This window comes from Bordetella sp. (assembly GCF_051960075.1).
Lineage (GTDB): Bacteria > Pseudomonadota > Gammaproteobacteria > Burkholderiales > Burkholderiaceae_B > Bordetella.
The window spans coordinates 34,674-52,575 of record NZ_JBQCER010000096.1; the positions used below are offsets into that span (position 1 = coordinate 34,674).

General features: G+C 64.5%; 17 protein-coding genes and 2 pseudogenes. 12 read left to right on the top strand and 7 right to left on the bottom strand.

Annotated features, from left to right (window positions below):
* Nucleotides 1-126 precede the first annotated feature (126 nt).
* Nucleotides 127-1,041 carry a LysR family transcriptional regulator gene (locus ACTHJ1_RS16865; protein ID WP_440194753.1) on the bottom strand — a complete coding sequence of 305 codons (915 nt, stop codon included), beginning with the start codon at nucleotides 1,039-1,041 and terminating at the stop codon, nucleotides 127-129.
* Between the two features lie 180 nt (nucleotides 1,042-1,221).
* Between ACTHJ1_RS16865 and ACTHJ1_RS16870 the strand changes: the two are divergent.
* Nucleotides 1,222-2,028 (top strand): annotated as a pseudogene (locus ACTHJ1_RS16870) (DMT family transporter); the annotation flags it as partial.
* Here the strand turns inward: ACTHJ1_RS16870 and ACTHJ1_RS16875 are convergent.
* The 6 genes from ACTHJ1_RS16875 to ACTHJ1_RS16900 all read right to left on the bottom strand — a co-directional run bounded on the left by ACTHJ1_RS16875 (nucleotide 2,007) and on the right by ACTHJ1_RS16900 (nucleotide 7,941).
* On the bottom strand, nucleotides 2,007-2,483 hold the full coding sequence (locus ACTHJ1_RS16875; RefSeq protein ID WP_440194756.1) for a carboxymuconolactone decarboxylase family protein: 477 nt from the start codon (nucleotides 2,481-2,483) through the stop codon (nucleotides 2,007-2,009). The pseudogene ACTHJ1_RS16870 and the gene ACTHJ1_RS16875 overlap by 22 nt on opposite strands.
* Nucleotides 2,417-2,902: a MerR family transcriptional regulator gene (locus ACTHJ1_RS16880; RefSeq protein WP_440194759.1), complete on the bottom strand. Its 486-nt coding sequence runs from the start codon at nucleotides 2,900-2,902 to the stop codon at nucleotides 2,417-2,419. The genes ACTHJ1_RS16875 and ACTHJ1_RS16880 overlap by 67 nt, the downstream gene beginning before the upstream one ends.
* A gap of 76 nt (nucleotides 2,903-2,978) precedes the next feature.
* Nucleotides 2,979-3,725, bottom strand: coding sequence for an ABC transporter ATP-binding protein (locus ACTHJ1_RS16885; RefSeq protein WP_440194762.1), 747 nt, complete (start codon nucleotides 3,723-3,725; stop codon nucleotides 2,979-2,981).
* Nucleotides 3,726-3,727: 2 nt separating this feature from the next.
* A complete protein-coding gene (locus ACTHJ1_RS16890; protein WP_440194765.1) occupies nucleotides 3,728-5,569 on the bottom strand; it encodes a branched-chain amino acid ABC transporter ATP-binding protein/permease in 1,842 nt (613 codons plus the stop codon).
* Between the two features lie 5 nt (nucleotides 5,570-5,574).
* The gene (locus ACTHJ1_RS16895) at nucleotides 5,575-6,612 is read right to left on the bottom strand and encodes a branched-chain amino acid ABC transporter permease (RefSeq protein ID WP_440194768.1); all 1,038 of its coding nucleotides are present in this window, start codon (nucleotides 6,610-6,612) and stop codon (nucleotides 5,575-5,577) included.
* 147 nt (nucleotides 6,613-6,759) lie between these two features.
* Nucleotides 6,760-7,941, bottom strand: coding sequence for an ABC transporter substrate-binding protein (locus ACTHJ1_RS16900; RefSeq protein ID WP_440194771.1), 1,182 nt, complete (start codon nucleotides 7,939-7,941; stop codon nucleotides 6,760-6,762).
* A gap of 288 nt (nucleotides 7,942-8,229) precedes the next feature.
* Here ACTHJ1_RS16900 and msrB point away from each other — a divergent pair, with 288 nt between their 5' ends.
* The 11 genes and pseudogenes from msrB to ACTHJ1_RS16955 form a co-directional block, all read left to right on the top strand.
* Nucleotides 8,230-8,628, top strand: a complete 399-nt coding sequence (gene msrB / locus ACTHJ1_RS16905) for a peptide-methionine (R)-S-oxide reductase MsrB (RefSeq protein ID WP_440194774.1) — start codon at nucleotides 8,230-8,232, stop codon at nucleotides 8,626-8,628.
* Between the two features lie 79 nt (nucleotides 8,629-8,707).
* On the top strand, nucleotides 8,708-9,286 hold the full coding sequence (locus ACTHJ1_RS16910) for a septation protein A (protein WP_440194776.1): 579 nt from the start codon (nucleotides 8,708-8,710) through the stop codon (nucleotides 9,284-9,286).
* Nucleotides 9,283-9,576 carry a BolA family protein gene (locus ACTHJ1_RS16915; protein WP_440194779.1) on the top strand — a complete coding sequence of 98 codons (294 nt, stop codon included), beginning with the start codon at nucleotides 9,283-9,285 and terminating at the stop codon, nucleotides 9,574-9,576. Before ACTHJ1_RS16910 ends, ACTHJ1_RS16915 begins: the two co-directional genes overlap by 4 nt.
* 57 nt (nucleotides 9,577-9,633) lie before the next feature.
* Nucleotides 9,634-10,416: a peptidylprolyl isomerase gene (locus tag ACTHJ1_RS16920; RefSeq protein WP_440194782.1), complete on the top strand. Its 783-nt coding sequence runs from the start codon at nucleotides 9,634-9,636 to the stop codon at nucleotides 10,414-10,416.
* Between the two features lie 367 nt (nucleotides 10,417-10,783).
* Nucleotides 10,784-12,031 (top strand): urea ABC transporter substrate-binding protein, encoded by a 1,248-nt coding sequence (gene urtA, locus ACTHJ1_RS16925; protein WP_440194784.1) that lies wholly within the window; start codon nucleotides 10,784-10,786, stop codon nucleotides 12,029-12,031.
* A 31-nt stretch (nucleotides 12,032-12,062) separates the two neighbouring features.
* Complete coding sequence (gene urtB, locus ACTHJ1_RS16930) at nucleotides 12,063-13,781, top strand: urea ABC transporter permease subunit UrtB (RefSeq protein WP_440194787.1); 1,719 nt, start codon at nucleotides 12,063-12,065, stop codon at nucleotides 13,779-13,781.
* A gap of 73 nt (nucleotides 13,782-13,854) precedes the next feature.
* Nucleotides 13,855-15,015 carry an urea ABC transporter permease subunit UrtC gene (urtC, locus tag ACTHJ1_RS16935; protein WP_440194790.1) on the top strand — a complete coding sequence of 387 codons (1,161 nt, stop codon included), beginning with the start codon at nucleotides 13,855-13,857 and terminating at the stop codon, nucleotides 15,013-15,015.
* A 67-nt stretch (nucleotides 15,016-15,082) separates the two neighbouring features.
* The gene (urtD, locus tag ACTHJ1_RS16940; RefSeq protein WP_440194793.1) at nucleotides 15,083-15,871 is read left to right on the top strand and encodes an urea ABC transporter ATP-binding protein UrtD; all 789 of its coding nucleotides are present in this window, start codon (nucleotides 15,083-15,085) and stop codon (nucleotides 15,869-15,871) included.
* 13 nt (nucleotides 15,872-15,884) lie between these two features.
* Nucleotides 15,885-16,583, top strand: a complete 699-nt coding sequence (urtE, locus tag ACTHJ1_RS16945; RefSeq protein ID WP_440194796.1) for an urea ABC transporter ATP-binding subunit UrtE — start codon at nucleotides 15,885-15,887, stop codon at nucleotides 16,581-16,583.
* A 47-nt stretch (nucleotides 16,584-16,630) separates the two neighbouring features.
* On the top strand, nucleotides 16,631-17,635 hold the full coding sequence (locus ACTHJ1_RS16950; RefSeq protein ID WP_440194799.1) for a HoxN/HupN/NixA family nickel/cobalt transporter: 1,005 nt from the start codon (nucleotides 16,631-16,633) through the stop codon (nucleotides 17,633-17,635).
* Between the two features lie 75 nt (nucleotides 17,636-17,710).
* A pseudogene (locus tag ACTHJ1_RS16955) lies at nucleotides 17,711-17,902 on the top strand (hypothetical protein); the annotation flags it as partial.

The window sequence follows — 17,902 nt, forward strand, 5'->3', positions numbered from 1 at the left end:
AGCTAAAGCGCTTGAGTTCTTAAGCCGCCTGCGACAGGACTGCGGAATTCCGATGCTCGCCCGATGGGCTGTGCTTCGGATTCCTCCGCCCTGCCACAGGCTCACTGCGTCAACAGATGCTAGGCCTTAAGAACGTATATTCGTCGTGAGCCAGTCGATCATGGCTCGCACCTTGGGCGGCAGAAAGCGGTTCTGCGGGTAAAGCAGCCACACCGGGCCGCTATAGGCTCGGGGCTCGAACGACCAGTCGGGCAAGACCTGCATCAGTTCCCCCTCACGCAAGGCGTCGGCGGCCACGAACTCGGGCAGGCTGGCGATTCCCCAGCCAGCCAGCGCCGCGTCGCGGCGGGTTTCCGCATCGTTCACGATATAGCGGCCCTGGACCTGCACCGTGTGCGCTTCCTCGCCGCGGCGAAAGACCCACCGGTTGTCGTCGGCATGGTCTCCGAGATAGAGGCAATCGTGCTGCCGCAGCGCTTGCGGGTGGTCGGGCACGCCCCGCTTGCGCAAATAGGCGAACGAGGCGCAGGCCATCCAGCGCACCGCGCCGAGCCGGCGCGCCACTAGGCCCGGCGGCGGAGCCAAGGTCATTCTCAGCGCCAGGTCCACCGGATCGCGTACGGGGTCGAGTTCGCGATCGTCGAAAAGCAATTGGACGTCGGCTTGGGGATGCGCGCGCAGGAACTCGTCCATCAGCGGATGCAGCACGCTCTTGGCGTAGGAGATCGGCGCGCTAAGACTGATCCGGCCGTGCACGCTCTCGCTGAGATGTCCGGCCACGTCGACGGCATCGGCAGCCGCCTCGACCATGTGCCGGCAGTGACGATAGACCTGCGCGCCGGATTCGGTCAGCCGGATGCTGCGGGTCGAGCGTTCGAGCAGCCGTGTGCCGAGCGCGCGTTCCAGCCGCTGCATCTGCCGGCTTACGGTCGATGGCGTAGTGCCGAGCAGGCGCGCCGCGGCCGAGAAATTACCGGTCTCGACGACGCGCGCGAAAGTCGCCAGATCGGGGAGCAGCGCCAGGAGTTCGCTGGGAATCATGAGGTATGCCGCCTGATCTGCAAGAGGGCGATGCGATTGAAGAGTCGATGAGGCTTATTTATGCATTTCGAGCATAAATATTTTGCTTCACTGCCTAATTATCATTGCCATCGACATGAATGACAATGCGAGCCAGCCTGGCAGCCCGCCATGTCCGCCAATACGCCTGCGTCAATCCTCATGCCCTCCTCGTCCCGCTCCGCTCTGTTCGCCGATCTGCTGCTTTTGGCAGTCGCCCTGGTATGGGGTTCCAGCTACGGCATCGTCAAGGAAGCCTTGCTGGTCTACCCGGTATTGGGGCTGATCGCACTTCGCTTTACGCTGACCTTCGTCCTGCTGTCGCCCGCGCTGCGAGGCCTGCGCGGCCTGGCGCGCGGCGACGCCCTGGCCGTGATCGGCGCCAGCCTGCTGCTGCTCTGCATCTTCGTCGCCGAAACCTTCGGCGTGCGCCATACGCACGCGTCCAATGCCGCGTTCCTCATCAGCCTGTGCGTGGCGCTGACGCCGCTGGTGGAATGGCTATGGCTCAAGCGCGCGCCGCGCCCGGCCGAATGGATGGCCGTGGGCATGTCGCTGGCCGGGGCCTTTCTGATCAGCGGCGGCACTCTCGCATGGGCTCCGGGCGACGCCCTGATGGTCCTGGCCGCCCTGCTGCGCGCCCTGAACGTCTGCATGACCAAGCGTGCCATGCTGTCGGGACGCCTGCCGCCGCTGGCCCTGACCGCGGCGCAGTCCGGCGTGGTGGCCGGCGGCTGCCTGCTGCTGGCCTGGATCGTCGGGCGCGATCAATGGCAGCCCCTGCCCTCCTTCGGCGCGCACTCCGCCTTCTGGGGCGATGTGGGCTATCTGGTGCTGGGCTGCACGCTCTTCGCGTTCTTCGTGCAGAACTATGCCGTACGCCGCAGCAGCGCCACGCGCGTGGCGCTGCTGATGGGCAGCGAGCCGGTCTTCGGCGCGCTCTTCGCCTACATCTGGCTGGGCGAGAGGCTGACGGCCTCGGCGTGGCTCGGCGGCGCGCTCATCGTCGCCGCGTCCGCCTTCGCGTCCCGGGCGTCGAATACCTCGCGCGCGGCGAACAAGGCATTGAGCGCCGCAGGAAAGCCCGCATAAAGCGCCATCTGCATGAACACCTCGACGATCTCGTCGCGGGTGCAGCCCACGTTCAGCGCCGCCTCGATGTGAATCTTGAGTTGCGGCAGCGCGTTGCCCAGAGCGGCGAGCGCCGCGACCGTGGCGATTTCGCGCGCGCGCAGATCGAGCTGCGGCCTGCTGTAGATGTCGCCGAAGCCGAACTCGATCAGCATGCGCCCGAAATCCGGTGCGATGGGCGCGAGTGCGGCGACCACACGTTCGCCCACCTCGCCGTCGATCTGCTTCAGTTTTTGCCAGCCTTGCTCATAGCGGTGGTTACCGGCGCGGGCGATGTCGAATGCGTGTTCCATGACGAGTCCTTTTCCTGTTCATGAGTTGGGAAACGATCGTCATGCCGAACCGCCAGGTTCTCCTGGGCCTCATACCAGGCGATCTTGTCCGTGATGGCAGCAAGATTCGCCTGCAGGTCCGCAAGGCGCGACAGCACTTCGCCGCGATGCTCGGCGAGCATCGCGCGCCGCGCGCCGTAGGTCGATGCACCCCGGGCTCGCAGTTCGGAAAACGCCTGGATGGCGGCGATGGGCATCCCCGTCGCCTTCAGCCGCATCACGAATTGCAGCCAGTCCAGATCCGCCGGCGAATACAGCCGGTGCCCCCCGCCGCTGCGCCCGATCGAGCCCAGCAAGCCTGCCTGGTCGGAGTAGCGCCGCGTGTGGGCGGAAACGCCGATGGCCGTAGCCACCTGGCCTATGGTTAGCGATTTCGACATGACGGACTCAAGGTTGGGACTTCGAGTGAACTCTAAGTCAAGAGCCGCGAGTTCGACTATCGAAAAAACAACGAGCCTAGGCGCCCTTGCCCAACCCCAGGTAGCTTTCGATCACCTTCGGGTCGTCCGCCAGGTCGCGGGCCGGGCCGTGCAGCGCGATCTCGCCGGTCTCCAGCACATAGCCGTAATCGGCCACCTGCAAGGCCGCCCGGGCATTCTGCTCGACCAGGAGTATCGCCACGCCCGTCTCGCGCAGGCGCGCGATGATGTGGAAGATCTCGCGCACGATGCGCGGGGCCAGTCCCAGGCTGGGCTCGTCCAGCATCAAGAGGCGCGGCTTGGCCATGAGCGCGCGGCCCACCGCCAGCATCTGGCGCTCGCCGCCCGACAGGGTGCCGGCCTCTTGCGCGCGGCGCTCGCGCAGGCGCGGAAACAGGTCGTAGACTTCGTCCAGCGTGCGCTTCCAGCCGCTTTCGCGCGCCCGATAGCGGCGAAATCCACCCAGCAGCAGATTGTCTTCCACCGACATGGTGCCGAACAGCTCGCGCTTTTCGGGTACCAACGACATGCCGGCGGCGACGCGACGCTCGGCCTTCCAGCCGCGCACATCGCCGCCGTCGTAGCGCACCGTGCCGCTGGCGTGACCGGTTTGCGGCAGCGAGCCCATCACCGCATTGAGCAGCGTGGACTTGCCCGCGCCGTTGGCGCCGATCACGGTGACGATGCTGCCCGCCGGCACCGACAGCGAGGCACCGACCAGCGCCCCCACCTTGCCGTAGCGGGCCGAGATATCCTGCACTTCGAGTATCGGAGATTGGCTCATTCTTAGGCCTCCGCGCCGCGCAGCGATTCGGGTAGATCGTCGTCGATGCCGCCCAGATAGGCTTGCAGCACCACGGGATTCTCGCGGACCTCGGCCGGCGGGCCTTCGGCCAGCTTGGTGCCGAAGTCCATCACCACCAAGTGGTTGGTCAGGCGCATGACGAAATCCATATCGTGCTCCACCAGCAGAATGCTCAAACCCTCTTCGCGCAGTTGCTCGAGCACCTGGGCCAGCTCCTGCTTTTCTTTGTAGCGCAGGCCCGCCGCGGGCTCGTCCAGCAGCAGCAAGATCGGATCGCAGGCAAGCGCCCGCGCGATTTCCAGAATGCGCTGCTGGCCCAGGGCCAGGTTGCCGGCCTGCTCGTACAGGTAATCGCCCAAGCCCACGCGCTGCAGCTGCGCCGCCGCTTCGTGGAGCAGTTGCGCTTCGCGCGCACGGTCGGTATGCAGTGCGCCCGCAAGCACGCCCACATGATTGCGCTGATGCGCGCCCAGGGCTACGTTCTCGAGCACGGACATGGTGGGCAACAGTTGCACATGCTGGAAGGTGCGGCCCACGCCGCGTGTGGCGATGCTGCGCGCCGACAGCCCCCCGATGCTTTCGCCCAGAAAGCGCACCTCGCCGCGCGTGGCCGGTATCACGCCGCTGACCAGGTTGAAGGTCGTGCTCTTGCCCGCGCCGTTGGGGCCGATCAGGCCCATGATCTCGCCGGCGCGCATGCTGAAGGAAATATTGTTGACTGCCACCAGTCCACCGAACTCCTTGCGCAGGCCGTCGACTTCGAGCACGGTCTGCCCCGCCTCGGGCCGTTCGCGGCGCGGCAAGGCGGGCGCCTGGGCAGGCGCGGCAAGACCGTTGCCGCGACCCATGCGCCCCGATCCGGCTGCGCCGCCCAGGCGCGACCACCATCCGGACACGATGGGCCACACGCCGCCGCTGGCGTATTGCAGCATCAGGATCATCAAGATGCCGAAACCGATGAGCTCGAAATTGGATTGGGAGTGCAGCAGCAGCGGCAGCAGGTTTTGCAGCTGATCCTTGATGACGAGGATCAGCGCCGCGCCCAGAATGGCGCCCCATACGCTGCCCGAACCGCCGACCACCACCATGAACAGGTATTCGATGCCCACCGGCAGGCTGAACGGGCTGGGGCTGACCGTGCGTTCCATATGCGCGTACAGCCAACCCGACACGCTGGCCAGGAGCGCGGCCCAGACGAACACCACGATTTTGTAGGATCCGGTATCCACGCCCATGGACTCGGCCATGTGGGCGCCGTTCTTGAGCGCGCGGATGGCGCGGCCCGGACGCGAATCGAGCAGATTGCTGCTGGCCCAGGCGCCCAGCAGCACGCAGATCCAGATCAGGAAATAGATGTGGCGCCCCTGCATAAGAGACACGCCGAAGAACGAAATGGGCACGATGCCGGAAATGCCGTCGTGCTGGCCCAGCGCCTGAATATTGCCGAAGAGGTAGTACAGCGACAGGCACCAGGCAATGGTGCCCAGCGGCAGGTAGTGGCCGGACAGACGCAGGGTGATCAACCCCAGGAGCCAGGCCACCACGCCGGTCAGCAGCAAGCCCGCCGCCAGGCCCAGCCAGGGCGAAACGGCATACTTGGTGGTGAGGTAGGCCGTGGCATAGGCGCCCAACCCGACGAAGGCCGCCTGACCGAACGAGGTCAGCCCGGCCACGCCGGTCAGCAGCATGAGGCCGGTGGCCACCAGCGCGGCCAGGCCGATGTAGTCGAGCTCGGTGATCCAGAACTCGGGCGTCGCCGGCACGAGCGGCAGCACGGCCAGCACGATGAGAAATGCCGATAGCACAGTACGATTTTTCATCATGTCGCTCATTCTTCGTCGTCTGTGTGGCGGTGGCTGAGCGAACGCCAGACCAGCACCGGAATGATCAGCGTGAACACGATGACCTCTTTGTAGGAACTGGCCCAGAACGACGAGAACGACTCCAGGATGCCCACCAGCAGCGAACCCGCGGCGGCGAGCGGATAGCTGATCAATCCACCGATGATGGCGCCCACGAAGCCCTTCAGGCCGATCAGGAATCCCGTGTCGTAGTAGATCGTGGTGATGGGCACGATCAAAATTCCCGAGACCGCGCCGATGGCCGCCGCCAGAGTGAAAGTCAGCCCGCCCGACATGGCTGTGCTGATGCCCACCAGCCGCGCGCCCCTGCGGTTCACGGCAGTGGCGCGTAGCGCGCGGCCGTACAGCGTCTTGCCGAAAAAGAGCCACAGCGCCACGATGAGCAGCGCGCAGACGAGCACCACGAACAGGCTCTGCGCCGACCAAGTCATGAAGCCCAGGTTGATCTGGCCGTCGATGAAGGACGACGTGCGCCAGCCCTCGGCACCGAAAACGATAAGGCCCATGCCGACCAGGGCGAAATGCACGGCCACCGACACGATGAGCAGCACCAGCACCGAGGCCTCGGCCAGCGGGCTGTAGACAATGCGATAGATCATGGGTCCCATGGGCACCACCAGAAGCAGGGTCAACAGCATGTCGACCCAAACCGAGGTGTGGGGACCGGCATAGGCGCGCACCAGCCACAGCAGCAGCAGAGGCAGCGCCACGCAGCTGGCCAGCACCCCGGGCAGGGCGGACCACGAACCGCTGCGCAGGGCCCGCGCCAGCTCCAGCACCAGCACCACCAGCCCCATCAGCGGCAGCAGGTAGGCGGTTCCCGGCACCTGGCCTCCGGCCAGCATGGCCAGCGTCAAGGCCCCGAAAGTCACGAACTCGCCTTGGGGAATAAAGATGACGCGTGTGACGGCGAACACCAGCACCAGGGCCATGCCCAGCAGGGCATAGATGGCGCCGTTCACTACGCCGTCCTGCAGCAGGATCAGTGCAATGGAGAAATCCACGTTGTTTTTCTATCTTCGTTCATGAAGGAAGGCCCCCGCACGCCGCATCTTCGGCCCGACGGCCCAAGAGGTGGGGAGACGTATGCCCCGCGAGAGGCCTGCCGATGGCGCGCGCCGCCCCGATCGGCGCGGCGCGCGATGACCGGCTTACAGATCAGGCTGGTAGACCCACTTGCCGTCCACGACCTTGACGATGACGCGCGCGCGTTCGTCCATACCGGCGTGGTCGGTGGGGCTCATGGTGAACACCCCTTGCGAAGCGGCCAGATTCTTGGTCTCTTCGATGGCGTCACGCATGGCGGAACGGAAGGCCGGCGTGCCCGGCTTGGCGCCCGTCTTCAATGCCTTGGGCAGCGCGTTCAGGATCAGCTGGCCGGCGTCCCAGACGTGCCCGCCGAAGGTGCTGAGCGAACCCGCGCCGTATTTCGCCTCGTAGGCATTGACAAAGACCATGGCCGACTTTTTGACCGGGTTGCTGTCGGGCAACTGTGCGGCCACCAGCAGCGGGCCGGCCGGCAGCAGCATGCCGTTGCAATCCTTGCCGCAGACGCGCAGCACATCGTTGTTGGCCGCGCCGTGGGTCTGGTAGATCTGCCCGGCATAACCGCGCGACTTGAGTTCGCGCTGCGGCAGCGCCACCGGCGTGCCGGCGCCGGCGATCAGGATGGCGTCGGGATGCGCCGCCACCAGCTTGAGCACCTGGCCGGTGACGCTGGTGTCGGTGCGGCTGTACTTCTCGGTATCGACGACCTTGATGCCCTTGGCCGCAGCGGCCTTGGTCATGACGTTAAGCCAGCTGTCGCCGTAGGCATCGTTGAAGCCGATGAATCCCAGCGTCTTGATGTTGGTCTTGGCCATGGCATCGGCCAGCGCGCCGGCCATCAGATCGTCGTTCTGCGGCGTCTTGAAGACCCAATGACGTTTGGCGTCCATGGGGGAGACGATGGCGGCGCTGGCGGCCACGCTGATCAGGGGCACCTTGAGTTCGGCGGCCACGTCGACCATGGCCAGGGAGCTGGGCGTGACCGACGAGCCGATCAGCACGTCGACGTTATCGTCCGTGGCCAGCTTGCGCGCGTTGCGCACCGCCGCGGTGGTGTCGGTGCCGTCGTCGAGCACGATCCATTGGATCTTCTGCCCGTCCGCCTCGGTGGGCAACAGGGCCGCGGCGTTGCGCTCGGGGATGCCCAGCGATGCGGCCGGGCCGGTCTCGGACAGTGTCAGGCCGATCTTGACCTGGGCGGCAGCCGCCAGGGGCAAGGCCAGCGCCAGGACGGCAACGATTTTCTTCACGCCCGAGGCGGCGCATGCGCCGGTACGCTTGGTCATGTCTGTCTCCTTTGTTCGGCTTCGGGTTGGATGGCCGGACGGCCTTCTAGTGAGCCGGGTTACGCAATGTTATACAAAATTTAGCATCCTATGCCGTAATTTGTATCAAATCCGAATCCATTCACAATCCAGCATAGATAGTTAACACGTTATCAATTTCGGATCGGCCGCGCAATATGGCGTAAACCCGCCCGCAGCCCCCCGCTTTGCAGGGCAAGGCCCACCCTATGGATTAAGATAATTGTCTTCCCAGCGCCCGCCGAATCGGCGGACATTTCGAGAAACACCATGGACAAGATACGCAAGACCGAAGACGAGTGGCGCGCCCAGCTGACCCCGCAGGAATTCGCCGTCACCCGTGAAAAAGCCACCGAGCGCGCTTTTACCGGCCGCTACTGGGACACCTTCACCCCCGGCATCTACCGCTGCGTGGCCTGCGGCACGGCGCTGTTCGCTTCCGACACCAAGTTCGACGCCGGCTGCGGCTGGCCCAGCTATTTCGAAGCCCTGGCCCCTGGCCTGGTGCGCGAAGAACAGGACACGACCCTGGGTATGGTCCGCACCGAAGTGCTGTGCAACATCTGCGACTCGCACCTGGGCCACGTGTTCCCCGACGGGCCGCCGCCCACGGGCCTGCGCTATTGCATCAATTCGCTGGCGCTGCAATTCGAGCCCGACGGCAAATGAATAAAGACCCCCACGCTGCGCGGCTGCGCCGCTTGCTGCCCCCCAAGGGGGCGCTTTTCATCTTGGGAGCGGCCCGGCGATGAAAAAATTTCTTTTCGATCTCTTCCCGCTGATCCTCTTTTTCGTCGTCTACCGGTTCGCCGATATTTACGCGGCCACCGCCACCGCGGTGGCGCTCTCGATCGCGCAGATCGTGTGGCTCAAGGTCACGGGCAGAACCATCGAGATCACCCACTGGATCAATCTCACCGTCATCGTTCTGTTCGGCGGCGCCACGCTGCTGCTGCACGACGATGCCTTCATCAAATGGAAGCCCACGGTGCTGTATTGGATCTTCGGCGTGGTGCTGCTCGTCGGCCGCATGGTCGGCCGCAATCCCATGCGCAAGATCATGGGGCAGCAGATCGCGCTGCCCGAGGCCGCCTGGAACAAGCTCAATCTAAGCTGGGCGCTGTTTTTCCTTGCCGCCGGTTTCATCAACCTGTACGTCGCCTTTTCGGGGCGCTTCACCGAAGCGCAGTGGGTCAGCTTCAAGGTCTTCGGCCTGATGGGGCTGATGCTGGTGTTCGTAATAGGCCAGTCCATCTGGCTGAGCCGCCACATGCAGCCGGACCAGGCCGATTCGTCCACGGATCGCGGTCCGGGGAAAACGCCATGAGCGGTGACCGCGTCGAATTGATCCGCGAGCGCCTGGCCGCCCTCGCGCCCGACAACCTCGTCGTCGAGGACGAATCGCATCTGCACGCCGGTCACGCCGGCGCCCAGGGCGGCGCGGGTCATTATCGGGTACGCATCGTAGCCGGCTGTTTCAAGGGGCTTTCCCCTGTGGCGCGTCATAGGCTGGTGTATGATCGCCTGAGCGATCTCATGCCCCATGCCATCCATGCGCTGGCCATCGAGGCGAAGTCGCCAGCAGAGACGACAACCCAGACATCCACGGCCCATTAGTTTGCTCATTACAGGCCATCTGCCTTACTTCCTAGAACCTCCAAGGACTTGCATTACATGAAACGCATCATCATGCTGGCCACCGCCTGCGCGGTCGCCCTGCCCGCCTTTGCCTTCGCGCAGACCGTGGCCACCGTCAACGGCAAGTCCATCACGCAAAAGAACGTGGACGAGTTCGTCAAGCTGCTGGTCACCCAGGGCGCCACCGATTCGCCGCAGCTGCGCGACCAGGTCAAAGAAGAGCTGATCAACCGCCAGATCTTCGTGCAGGCCGCCGAAAAAGAAGGCGTAGCCAAGCAAGCCTCGGTGCAGACCGAGATCGAACTGGCTCGCCAGGGCATTCTGGTCCGCGCCCTGATGAACGACTACCTGGCCAAGCACCCCGTCACCGACGCCCAGGTCCAGGCCCAGTACGACAAGCTCAAGCAGCAACAGGCCGGCAAGCTGGAATACGATGTCAGCCACATCCTGGTCAAGGACGAGAAGACCGCCGACGATCTGCTGGCCCAGATCAAGGCCGACCCCAAGAAGTTCGCCGATCTGGCCAAGAAGAACTCGCAGGACCCCGGCAGCGCCGGCAACGGCGGCGACCTGGGCTGGGCCCCGGCCACCAACTACGTGCCGGCCTTCGCCGATGCGGTGACCAAGCTCAAGAAGGGCGAAATGGTCGACAAGCCGGTGCAGACGCAATATGGCTGGCACATCATCAAGGTCAACGACACCCGCGCGGTGCAGTTCCCGCCGATCGACCAGGTCAAACCGCAAATCGAAGAAATGCTGCGCCAGCAAGTCCTGGCCGACTACCAGAAAAAACTGCACGACGCCGCGAAGATCAAGTAATACGCATCCGTCGGACAAACAAGTCCGGAAGCCCCAAAGCGGGGCTTCCGGATTTTTTTTGCCTCGATCCCGCCGGACGAGGCACAGTCCTGTGCGCCAGGAAGCGGGCAGCCATGCTGGATCCCCACCGCAGGCCGCCGCGCACCATGACGGGGATTCGCGCCTTTGCGCACGCACGAATCCCAGGCAGCCGCACACCGATAGTGCGTGCGCCATGCCCCGCCTTATCTCCCGCCCCATACCGCATCCACGCACCAAAGCGCCGCCGCGCGTGAATCGCCTCGACTCTCGAGAAACTGGCACGCCTTTTGCTTGATCAGCTCTTGTCCGACCGCAACGGTCGTCCTACCAAACGAAGGAGTCCTTCATGGATCGTAGACAAGTCCTCAAACAAATGAGCGCCGCGGGTCTCATGGCCGCCACCGGCTGGGTGCCCCGCGCCTTCGCCGCGAGCGGCGACACGATCAAGGTCGGCGTGCTGCATTCGTTGTCCGGCACCATGGCCATTTCCGAAACGGCCCTGAAGAACGTGGCGCTGATGACCTTCGACGAGATCAACGCGGCGGGCGGCGTGATGGGCAAGAAGATCGAGCCGGTAGTCGTCGACCCGGCTTCGGACTGGCCGACCTATGCCACCAAGGCGCGCGAACTGCTCAGCCAGGACAAGGTCGCCGTGGTGTTCGGCTGCTGGACCTCGGTGTCGCGCAAGTCGGTGCTGCCCGTCTTCAAGGAACTGAACGGCCTGCTCTTCTACCCCGTGCAGTACGAAGGCGAAGAGCTCGAGCACAACGTGTTCTACACCGGCGCGGCGCCCAACCAGCAGGCGATTCCCGCCGTGGAATATCTGATGTCCAAGGACGGAGGCTCTGCCCGACGCTGGGTGCTTCTGGGCACCGACTACGTCTACCCGCGTACGACCAACAAGATCCTGCGCGCCTTCCTGCACACCAAGGGCGTCAAGGACGCCGACATCTACGAGGAATACACCCCCTTCGGCTTCTCCGACTACCAGACCATCGTCGCCAAGATCAAGGAATTTGCCGCCGGCGGCAAAACCGCCGTGGTCTCGACCATCAACGGCGACTCGAACGTGCCCTTCTACAAGGAACTGGGCAACTCGGGCATCAAGGCCACCGACATCCCCGTAGTGGCCTTCTCGGTGGGCGAGGAAGAACTGCGCGGCGTGGATACCAAGCCGCTGGTCGGCCAACTGGCCGCCTGGAACTACTTCGAATCCATCAAGAATCCGACCAACGCCGAGTTCGTCAAGAAGTGGAAGGCCTACGCCAAGGCCAAGAACCTGCCCAACTGGCAGACCGCCGTCACCAACGACCCGATGGAAGCCACATACATCGGCATCCACATGTGGAAGCAGGCCGTCGAGCAGGTCAAGACCACCAACGTCGACAAGGTGATCGCGGCCATGGGCGGCCAGCGCTTCAAGGCGCCGGACGGCTACACCGTCGAAATGGACAAGACCAATCATCACCTGCACAAGCCCGTGTTCATCGGAGAAGTGCAGGCCGACGGTCAGTCCCAGGTCGTGTGGAAGAGCAAAGGCCTGATCCGCGCCGAGCCTTGGAGCCCTTACATCCCCAAGCCGCAAGGGGCATAAGGCAGAAACCGTAAACGGAACAAGGGTGGCCATGCATAACGCGGTTTTCCTGGCTCGGCTGCGCCGGGCACTATCGGGCCCGATACTGGGCGCGGCGCTGGGCCTGGCCTCTCTGACCTCCTGCGTTCACGCGCAGGAGGCGGCGACATCGGCGTCGGCGTCATCGGGCGCCGCAGCGCCGCCGACGCAGCAAGCCCAGGCCGAGGGCCTGGACGAATCCGTGCTGTCGCAACTTGCCAGCGACAGCAGCGACGACAAGATCGCCGCGATAACCCAGCTGAGCCGCCTGACCGATCCGCGCGCGGCAAAGCTGCTCCAGGCCCTGGCTGACGGCAACGTCTATGCCACGCCGGACAACAAGCTTTATCTCAGCGACGACAACGGCGCTACCGCGAAAGATCCGTTGACGGGCGCGAGCCAACCCATGCCCGACGGTTCGGACACGCTGGTCATCAACAACCGCGTGCGCGGCGCTCTGGACGATGCCCGGGCGATCGCCCAGCTGCACGCCCCGAAAGTCTCGCACAGGCTGGCCGCGGCCCGGCTGCTGCAGCAGTCCGGCAATGAAGCGCTGCTGCCCGTCGTGGACGAAGCCCTGCAAAAAGAAACCGACTCCGGGGTGCGCTCGGCCCTGCTCGTACTCCAAGCGCGCCTGCGGCTCTCGTCCAAGGACCCAGCCGTGGCCAGCGCCGCCGCGCGTACGCTGGGCGCAAGCGGCAATGCCTCGTTCCGGCCCATGCTGCAGGCGCTGCTGCTGCGACATCCCGACGGCAGCTACGCCGAACCCGATGCCTCGGTGCGTGCCGCCGCAGCCGATGCGCTGGAGCGCATCGACCGGTACATGAAGATGCTCGAATGGGCCGGCAATGTCTTCTACGGACTGAGCCTGGGCAGCGTGCTGCTCCTGGCCGCCCTGGGCCTGGCCATCACCTTCGGCCTGATGGGCGTCATCAATATGGCGCACGGCGAGCTGCTCATGATCGGCGCCTACGCCACCTACGTGGTGCAGACTTTCTTCCGGCATTGGCTGCCGGGCCTCATGGATTGGTATGTGGTGGCGGCCCTGCCCGTGGCCTTCATCGTCACCGCCCTGGTCGGCATGGCGCTGGAGCGCACGGTGATCCGCTGGCTGTACGGCCGGCCGCTCGAGACGCTGCTGGCCACCTGGGGCATCAGCCTCATTCTCATGCAGGCCGTGCGCTCGATCTTCGGCGCGCAGAATGTCGAAGTCTCCAATCCGAGCTGGATGTCCGGAGGCTTGAACCTGATCGACGGGCTGACCATCACCTACAACCGCCTGGTCATTGTCGTCTTTGCGCTGCTGGTGGTGTTCTTCGTCTGGCTGCTGCTCAACCACACGCGCCTGGGCCTGTTTGTGCGGGCCATCACGCAGAACCGCAATATGGCCAGCTGCGTCGGTGTGCCCACCGGCCGCATCGACATGCTGGCTTTCGGCCTGGGCTCGGGCATCGCCGGCCTGGGCGGCGTAGCGCTGTCGCAACTGGGCAACGTGGGGCCGGCCCTGGGCCAGAACTACATCGTCGACTCATTCATGGTGGTGGTGCTGGGCGGCGTCGGCCAGTTGGCAGGCACCGTGATCGCCGGCCTGGGCCTGGGCTGGGTCAACAAGTTTCTCGAACCCTACTCCGGGGCCGTCCTGGCCAAGATCGCCATCCTCGTCCTTGTCGTGCTGTTCATACAAAAGCGGCCGCAGGGTTTGTTCGCCCCCAAGGGCCGGAGCGCAGAATGACCCCCACGCTCATTGCATTCGCTGCCCCCCAAGGGGGCCCTGGCCTCCTTCGGGCGGCCGTGCGGAGGCCGGAATGACCCCCGCCGCCGACCTCATGCGCATGAACCGCCGGCCGCTGTTTCCGCCTGCGGTGTGGACGGCGATCGCCGCGGCCGTCCTCGTCATGGCCGCGCTGCCCGCGCTCAACCTGTTTTTGCCGCCCGGCAGTCCGCTGCACATCTCCTCTTATGTCATCACCGTATGCGGGCGCTTCATGTGCTACGCCATGGCCGCGCTGGCGCTGGATCTGGCATGGGGCTACGCCGGCATCCTGTCTCTGGGCCACGGGCTTTTCTTTGCCCTGGGCGGCTATGCGCACGGCATGTACCTGATGCGCGCCATCGGCCGGGACGGGTCCTACCACAGCGACCTGCCCGACTTCATGGTGTTCCTGAACTGGAAAAGCTATCCCTGGTACTGGGCCTTCACCGATCATTTTCTCTACGCCATGCTGCTGGTGGTGCTGGTGCCCGGCGTGCTGGCCTTCGTCTTCGGCTATTTCGCCTTCCGCTCACGCATCAAGGGCGTTTACTTCTCCATCATCACGCAGGCGCTCACCTACGCCGCCATGCTGCTGTTCTTCCGCAACGAAACCGGCTTCGGCGGCAACAACGGTTTCACCGACTTCAAACGCATACTGGGTTTCGACATCACGCAGCCCGCCACGCGCGCCGTGCTCTACTGGATCACACTTGGCGTGCTGGCATTGATGCTCGTCGCGGCCCGCCTGGTCACGCGGTCCAAACTGGGGCGTGTGCTGACCGGCGTGCGCGATGCCGAAAACCGGCTGCGCTTCCTGGGCTACGAGCCGCTGGGGTTCAAGCTCTTCGTCTGGACGCTGTCGGCCGTCATGTGCGGCATCGCCGGAGCGCTATACGTGCCTCAGATCGGCATCATCAACCCCGGAGAAATGTCCACCTCGAACTCCATCGAAATGGTGATCTGGGTGGCCACCGGCGGGCGCGGCACACTGATCGGGCCCATCATCGGCGCAGGCGTGATCAACAGTCTCAAGCTCTGGTTCACCAGCGCCTTTCCCGATTACTGGCTCTATGCGCTGGGCCTGGTGTTCGTGCTGGTCACGCTGTTTTTGCCGCAAGGGATCGTCGGCTTGGTGCGCCAGCTTGCCGCGCGCATGGGCAGCGCGCAAAGCGAAGGCCTGGCCGGCCACGAGAACGTGGAGAGCGTGAAATGAAAACGCCGACCCGCATCAAATGCGCCTGCCCCCTCGGGGGAAAGACATGTAGCGCCAAGGGGGCACGATGAGCATCACCACCCGCTTGAACCCCGGCGGCCTGGACACCAGCCACGGCGTCATCCTCTATCTGGAAGATATCACCGTCAGTTTCGACGGCTTCAAGGCCCTGAACAATCTCACCCTGGACATCGGCGTGGGCGAACTGCGCTGCGTCATCGGACCCAACGGCGCAGGCAAGACGACCATGATGGACGTCATCACCGGCAAGACGCGCCCCACCTCGGGCCGCGCCTTCTTCGGCCAGACCATGGATCTCACCGCGTTCTCCGAGGCGCAGATCGCCCACGAGGGCATAGGCCGCAAGTTTCAGCGCCCCACGGTCTTCGAAAACCACTCGGTGTTCGAAAACCTAGAACTCGCCATGAAAACCGACAAGCGCGTCAGGCCCACGCTGTTCTCGCGCCTGACGAGCGAGCAAGTCGACCGTATCGCTCAGACGCTGGATCTCATCCGGCTCGGCCCGTTGGCCGGCGTCACCGCAGGACTGCTTTCGCACGGCCAGAAGCAGTGGCTGGAGATCGGCATGCTGCTCATGCAGGAGCCGCGGCTGCTGCTGCTCGACGAGCCGGTCGCCGGCATGACCGATGCCGAGACTGAACGCACCGGCGAACTGCTCAATGAATTGCGCGGCAAGCATTCGCTGATGGTGGTCGAGCACGACATGGATTTCGTCGCGCAGATCGCCGGCGAAGGCAAGGTGACGGTACTGCACGAGGGCTCGGTGCTGGCCGAAGGCCCCATGGCCGCGGTGCAGTCCCATCCGCGCGTGATCGAAGTCTATCTGGGCCGCTGAACGGAACCCTGCGATGCTGGACGTAAAAGACATCAACCAATACTACGGCGGCAGCCATACGCTGCGCGGCATTTCGCTGTCGCTCGCGCGCGGCGAATGCCTGGCCCTGCTGGGTCGCAACGGCGTGGGCAAGACCACGCTGCTCAAGTGCCTGATGGGCGTGCTGCCGGTGGCGCGCGGCAGCATCGGCCTGGACGGTGCCGACATCACGCGGCTCGCCCCGCATCAGCGCGCTCGCCTGGGCATGGCCTACGTGCCCCAGGGCCGCGAAATTTTCGCGCGCCTGACCGTCGAGGAAAACATCGTCATGGGCATGGCCGCCAAGCCGGCCGCCCAGGCACGGCGCATCAAACAAGAGATTTTCGAGCTCTTCCCGGTGCTCGAATCCATGCTGGGGCGGCGCGGCGGGGATCTGTCTGGCGGTCAGCAGCAGCAACTGGCGATCGCACGGGCGCTGGTGGCCGAACCCAAGATCATCATTCTGGACGAACCTACCGAGGGCATCCAGCCTTCCATCATCAAGGACATAGGCCGCGTCATCCACATGCTGCGCCAACGCGGCGATATCGGAATCCTGCTTTGCGAGCAATATTTCGATTTTGCCAGAGAGCTGGCGGACCAGTTCATCGTACTATCGCGCGGAGAGGTCGCGGCCCGCGGAGACCGCAGCCAGATCGACGGCGAGGACGTGCGCAGGCTGCTTTCGGTGTGATCCGCCGAGCGCCTGCAAGGCTTTTCAAATCTCGAACCCATGGAAACATGAAGAAAAAGATCGGCCTGCTCTATATCGCGCTGATTGCTTTCAACCTCGGTGCGTGGCTAGGTGCATTCGCTGCCTTTCATCGCTATCCGCTGCTGATGGGCACGGGCCTGCTCGCCTGGTCGATAGGCCTGCGTCACGCGGTGGATGTCGACCATATTGCCGCCATCGACAACGTGACACGCAAGCTGATGCAGGCGGGAAAGCGGCCGATTACCGTCGGGCTCATGTTCTCGCTGGGCCATTCGACCATCGTCGTGCTGGCATCCATCGGCATCGCCGTCGCTGCCCTGGCGATGAAAAATCACCTGGATTTCGCCAAGAGCGTCGGCGGCGTCATCGGCACCTCGGTCTCGATGCTCTTCCTGCTCATCATCGCGCTGACGAATCTGTATGTCCTGAAGTCGGTGATCGCCGCATTCCGGCGCGTGCGGCGCGGACTGCCGTATGCGCCGCAAGACCTCGATATGCTGTTGGCCCGCAGCGGCCTGCTTGCGCGAATTTTCCGCCCGATGTTCGCGTTCGTCACGCGCGGCTGGCACATGTATTTTCTCGGATTTCTGTTCGGCCTGGGCTTTGACACCGCCACCGAAATCGGGCTGCTCGGCATCTCGGCCGCCGGCGCCTCGCAGGGCATGCCGATCTGGTCCATCCTCGTATTTCCCGCGCTGTTCACCGTCGGCATGACCCTGATCGACACCACCGACAGCATCCTGATGATGGGCGCCTACGGCTGGGCATTCGTCAAGCCTGTGCGCAAGCTCTACTACAACATCACGATCACCTCGATCTCTGTCATCGTCGCCTTTGCCATCGGCGGCATCGAGGGGCTGGGATTGCTAGCAGACCAGCTACGACTCGACGGACCGTTCTGGCGCCTGATCGGCACGCTGAACAACAATTTCGGATTGATCGGCTGTGCGGTCGTCGGCATCTTCATCGTGACCTGGCTGTGTTCCGTGGCCATTTATCGCTGGCAGCGCTTCGATGAACTGCAAACCTAGTCCCGACAGATGACCCCCAGTCCAGCCTCCGCGGCGGCCATGCAAGCGTGCGGCGCAGCGCCCATTCGATCTCGAGTGCCCGGCCTCACGCTCCCAGACTGCGACGCGCCGAACCGGCAGCAAGCCGCCGGCAAGGCCTACTCCGGCGCCGTTCAGGCGGCCTGGCAGGCCCGGCTGCACCTGAGTTTCGCCCGGCGTGGCGAACGCACCGTGCTGGCCGAGCGCCGCCACCAGGGGCCTCTTACGGTGCAAAAGCCGCTCTATCCC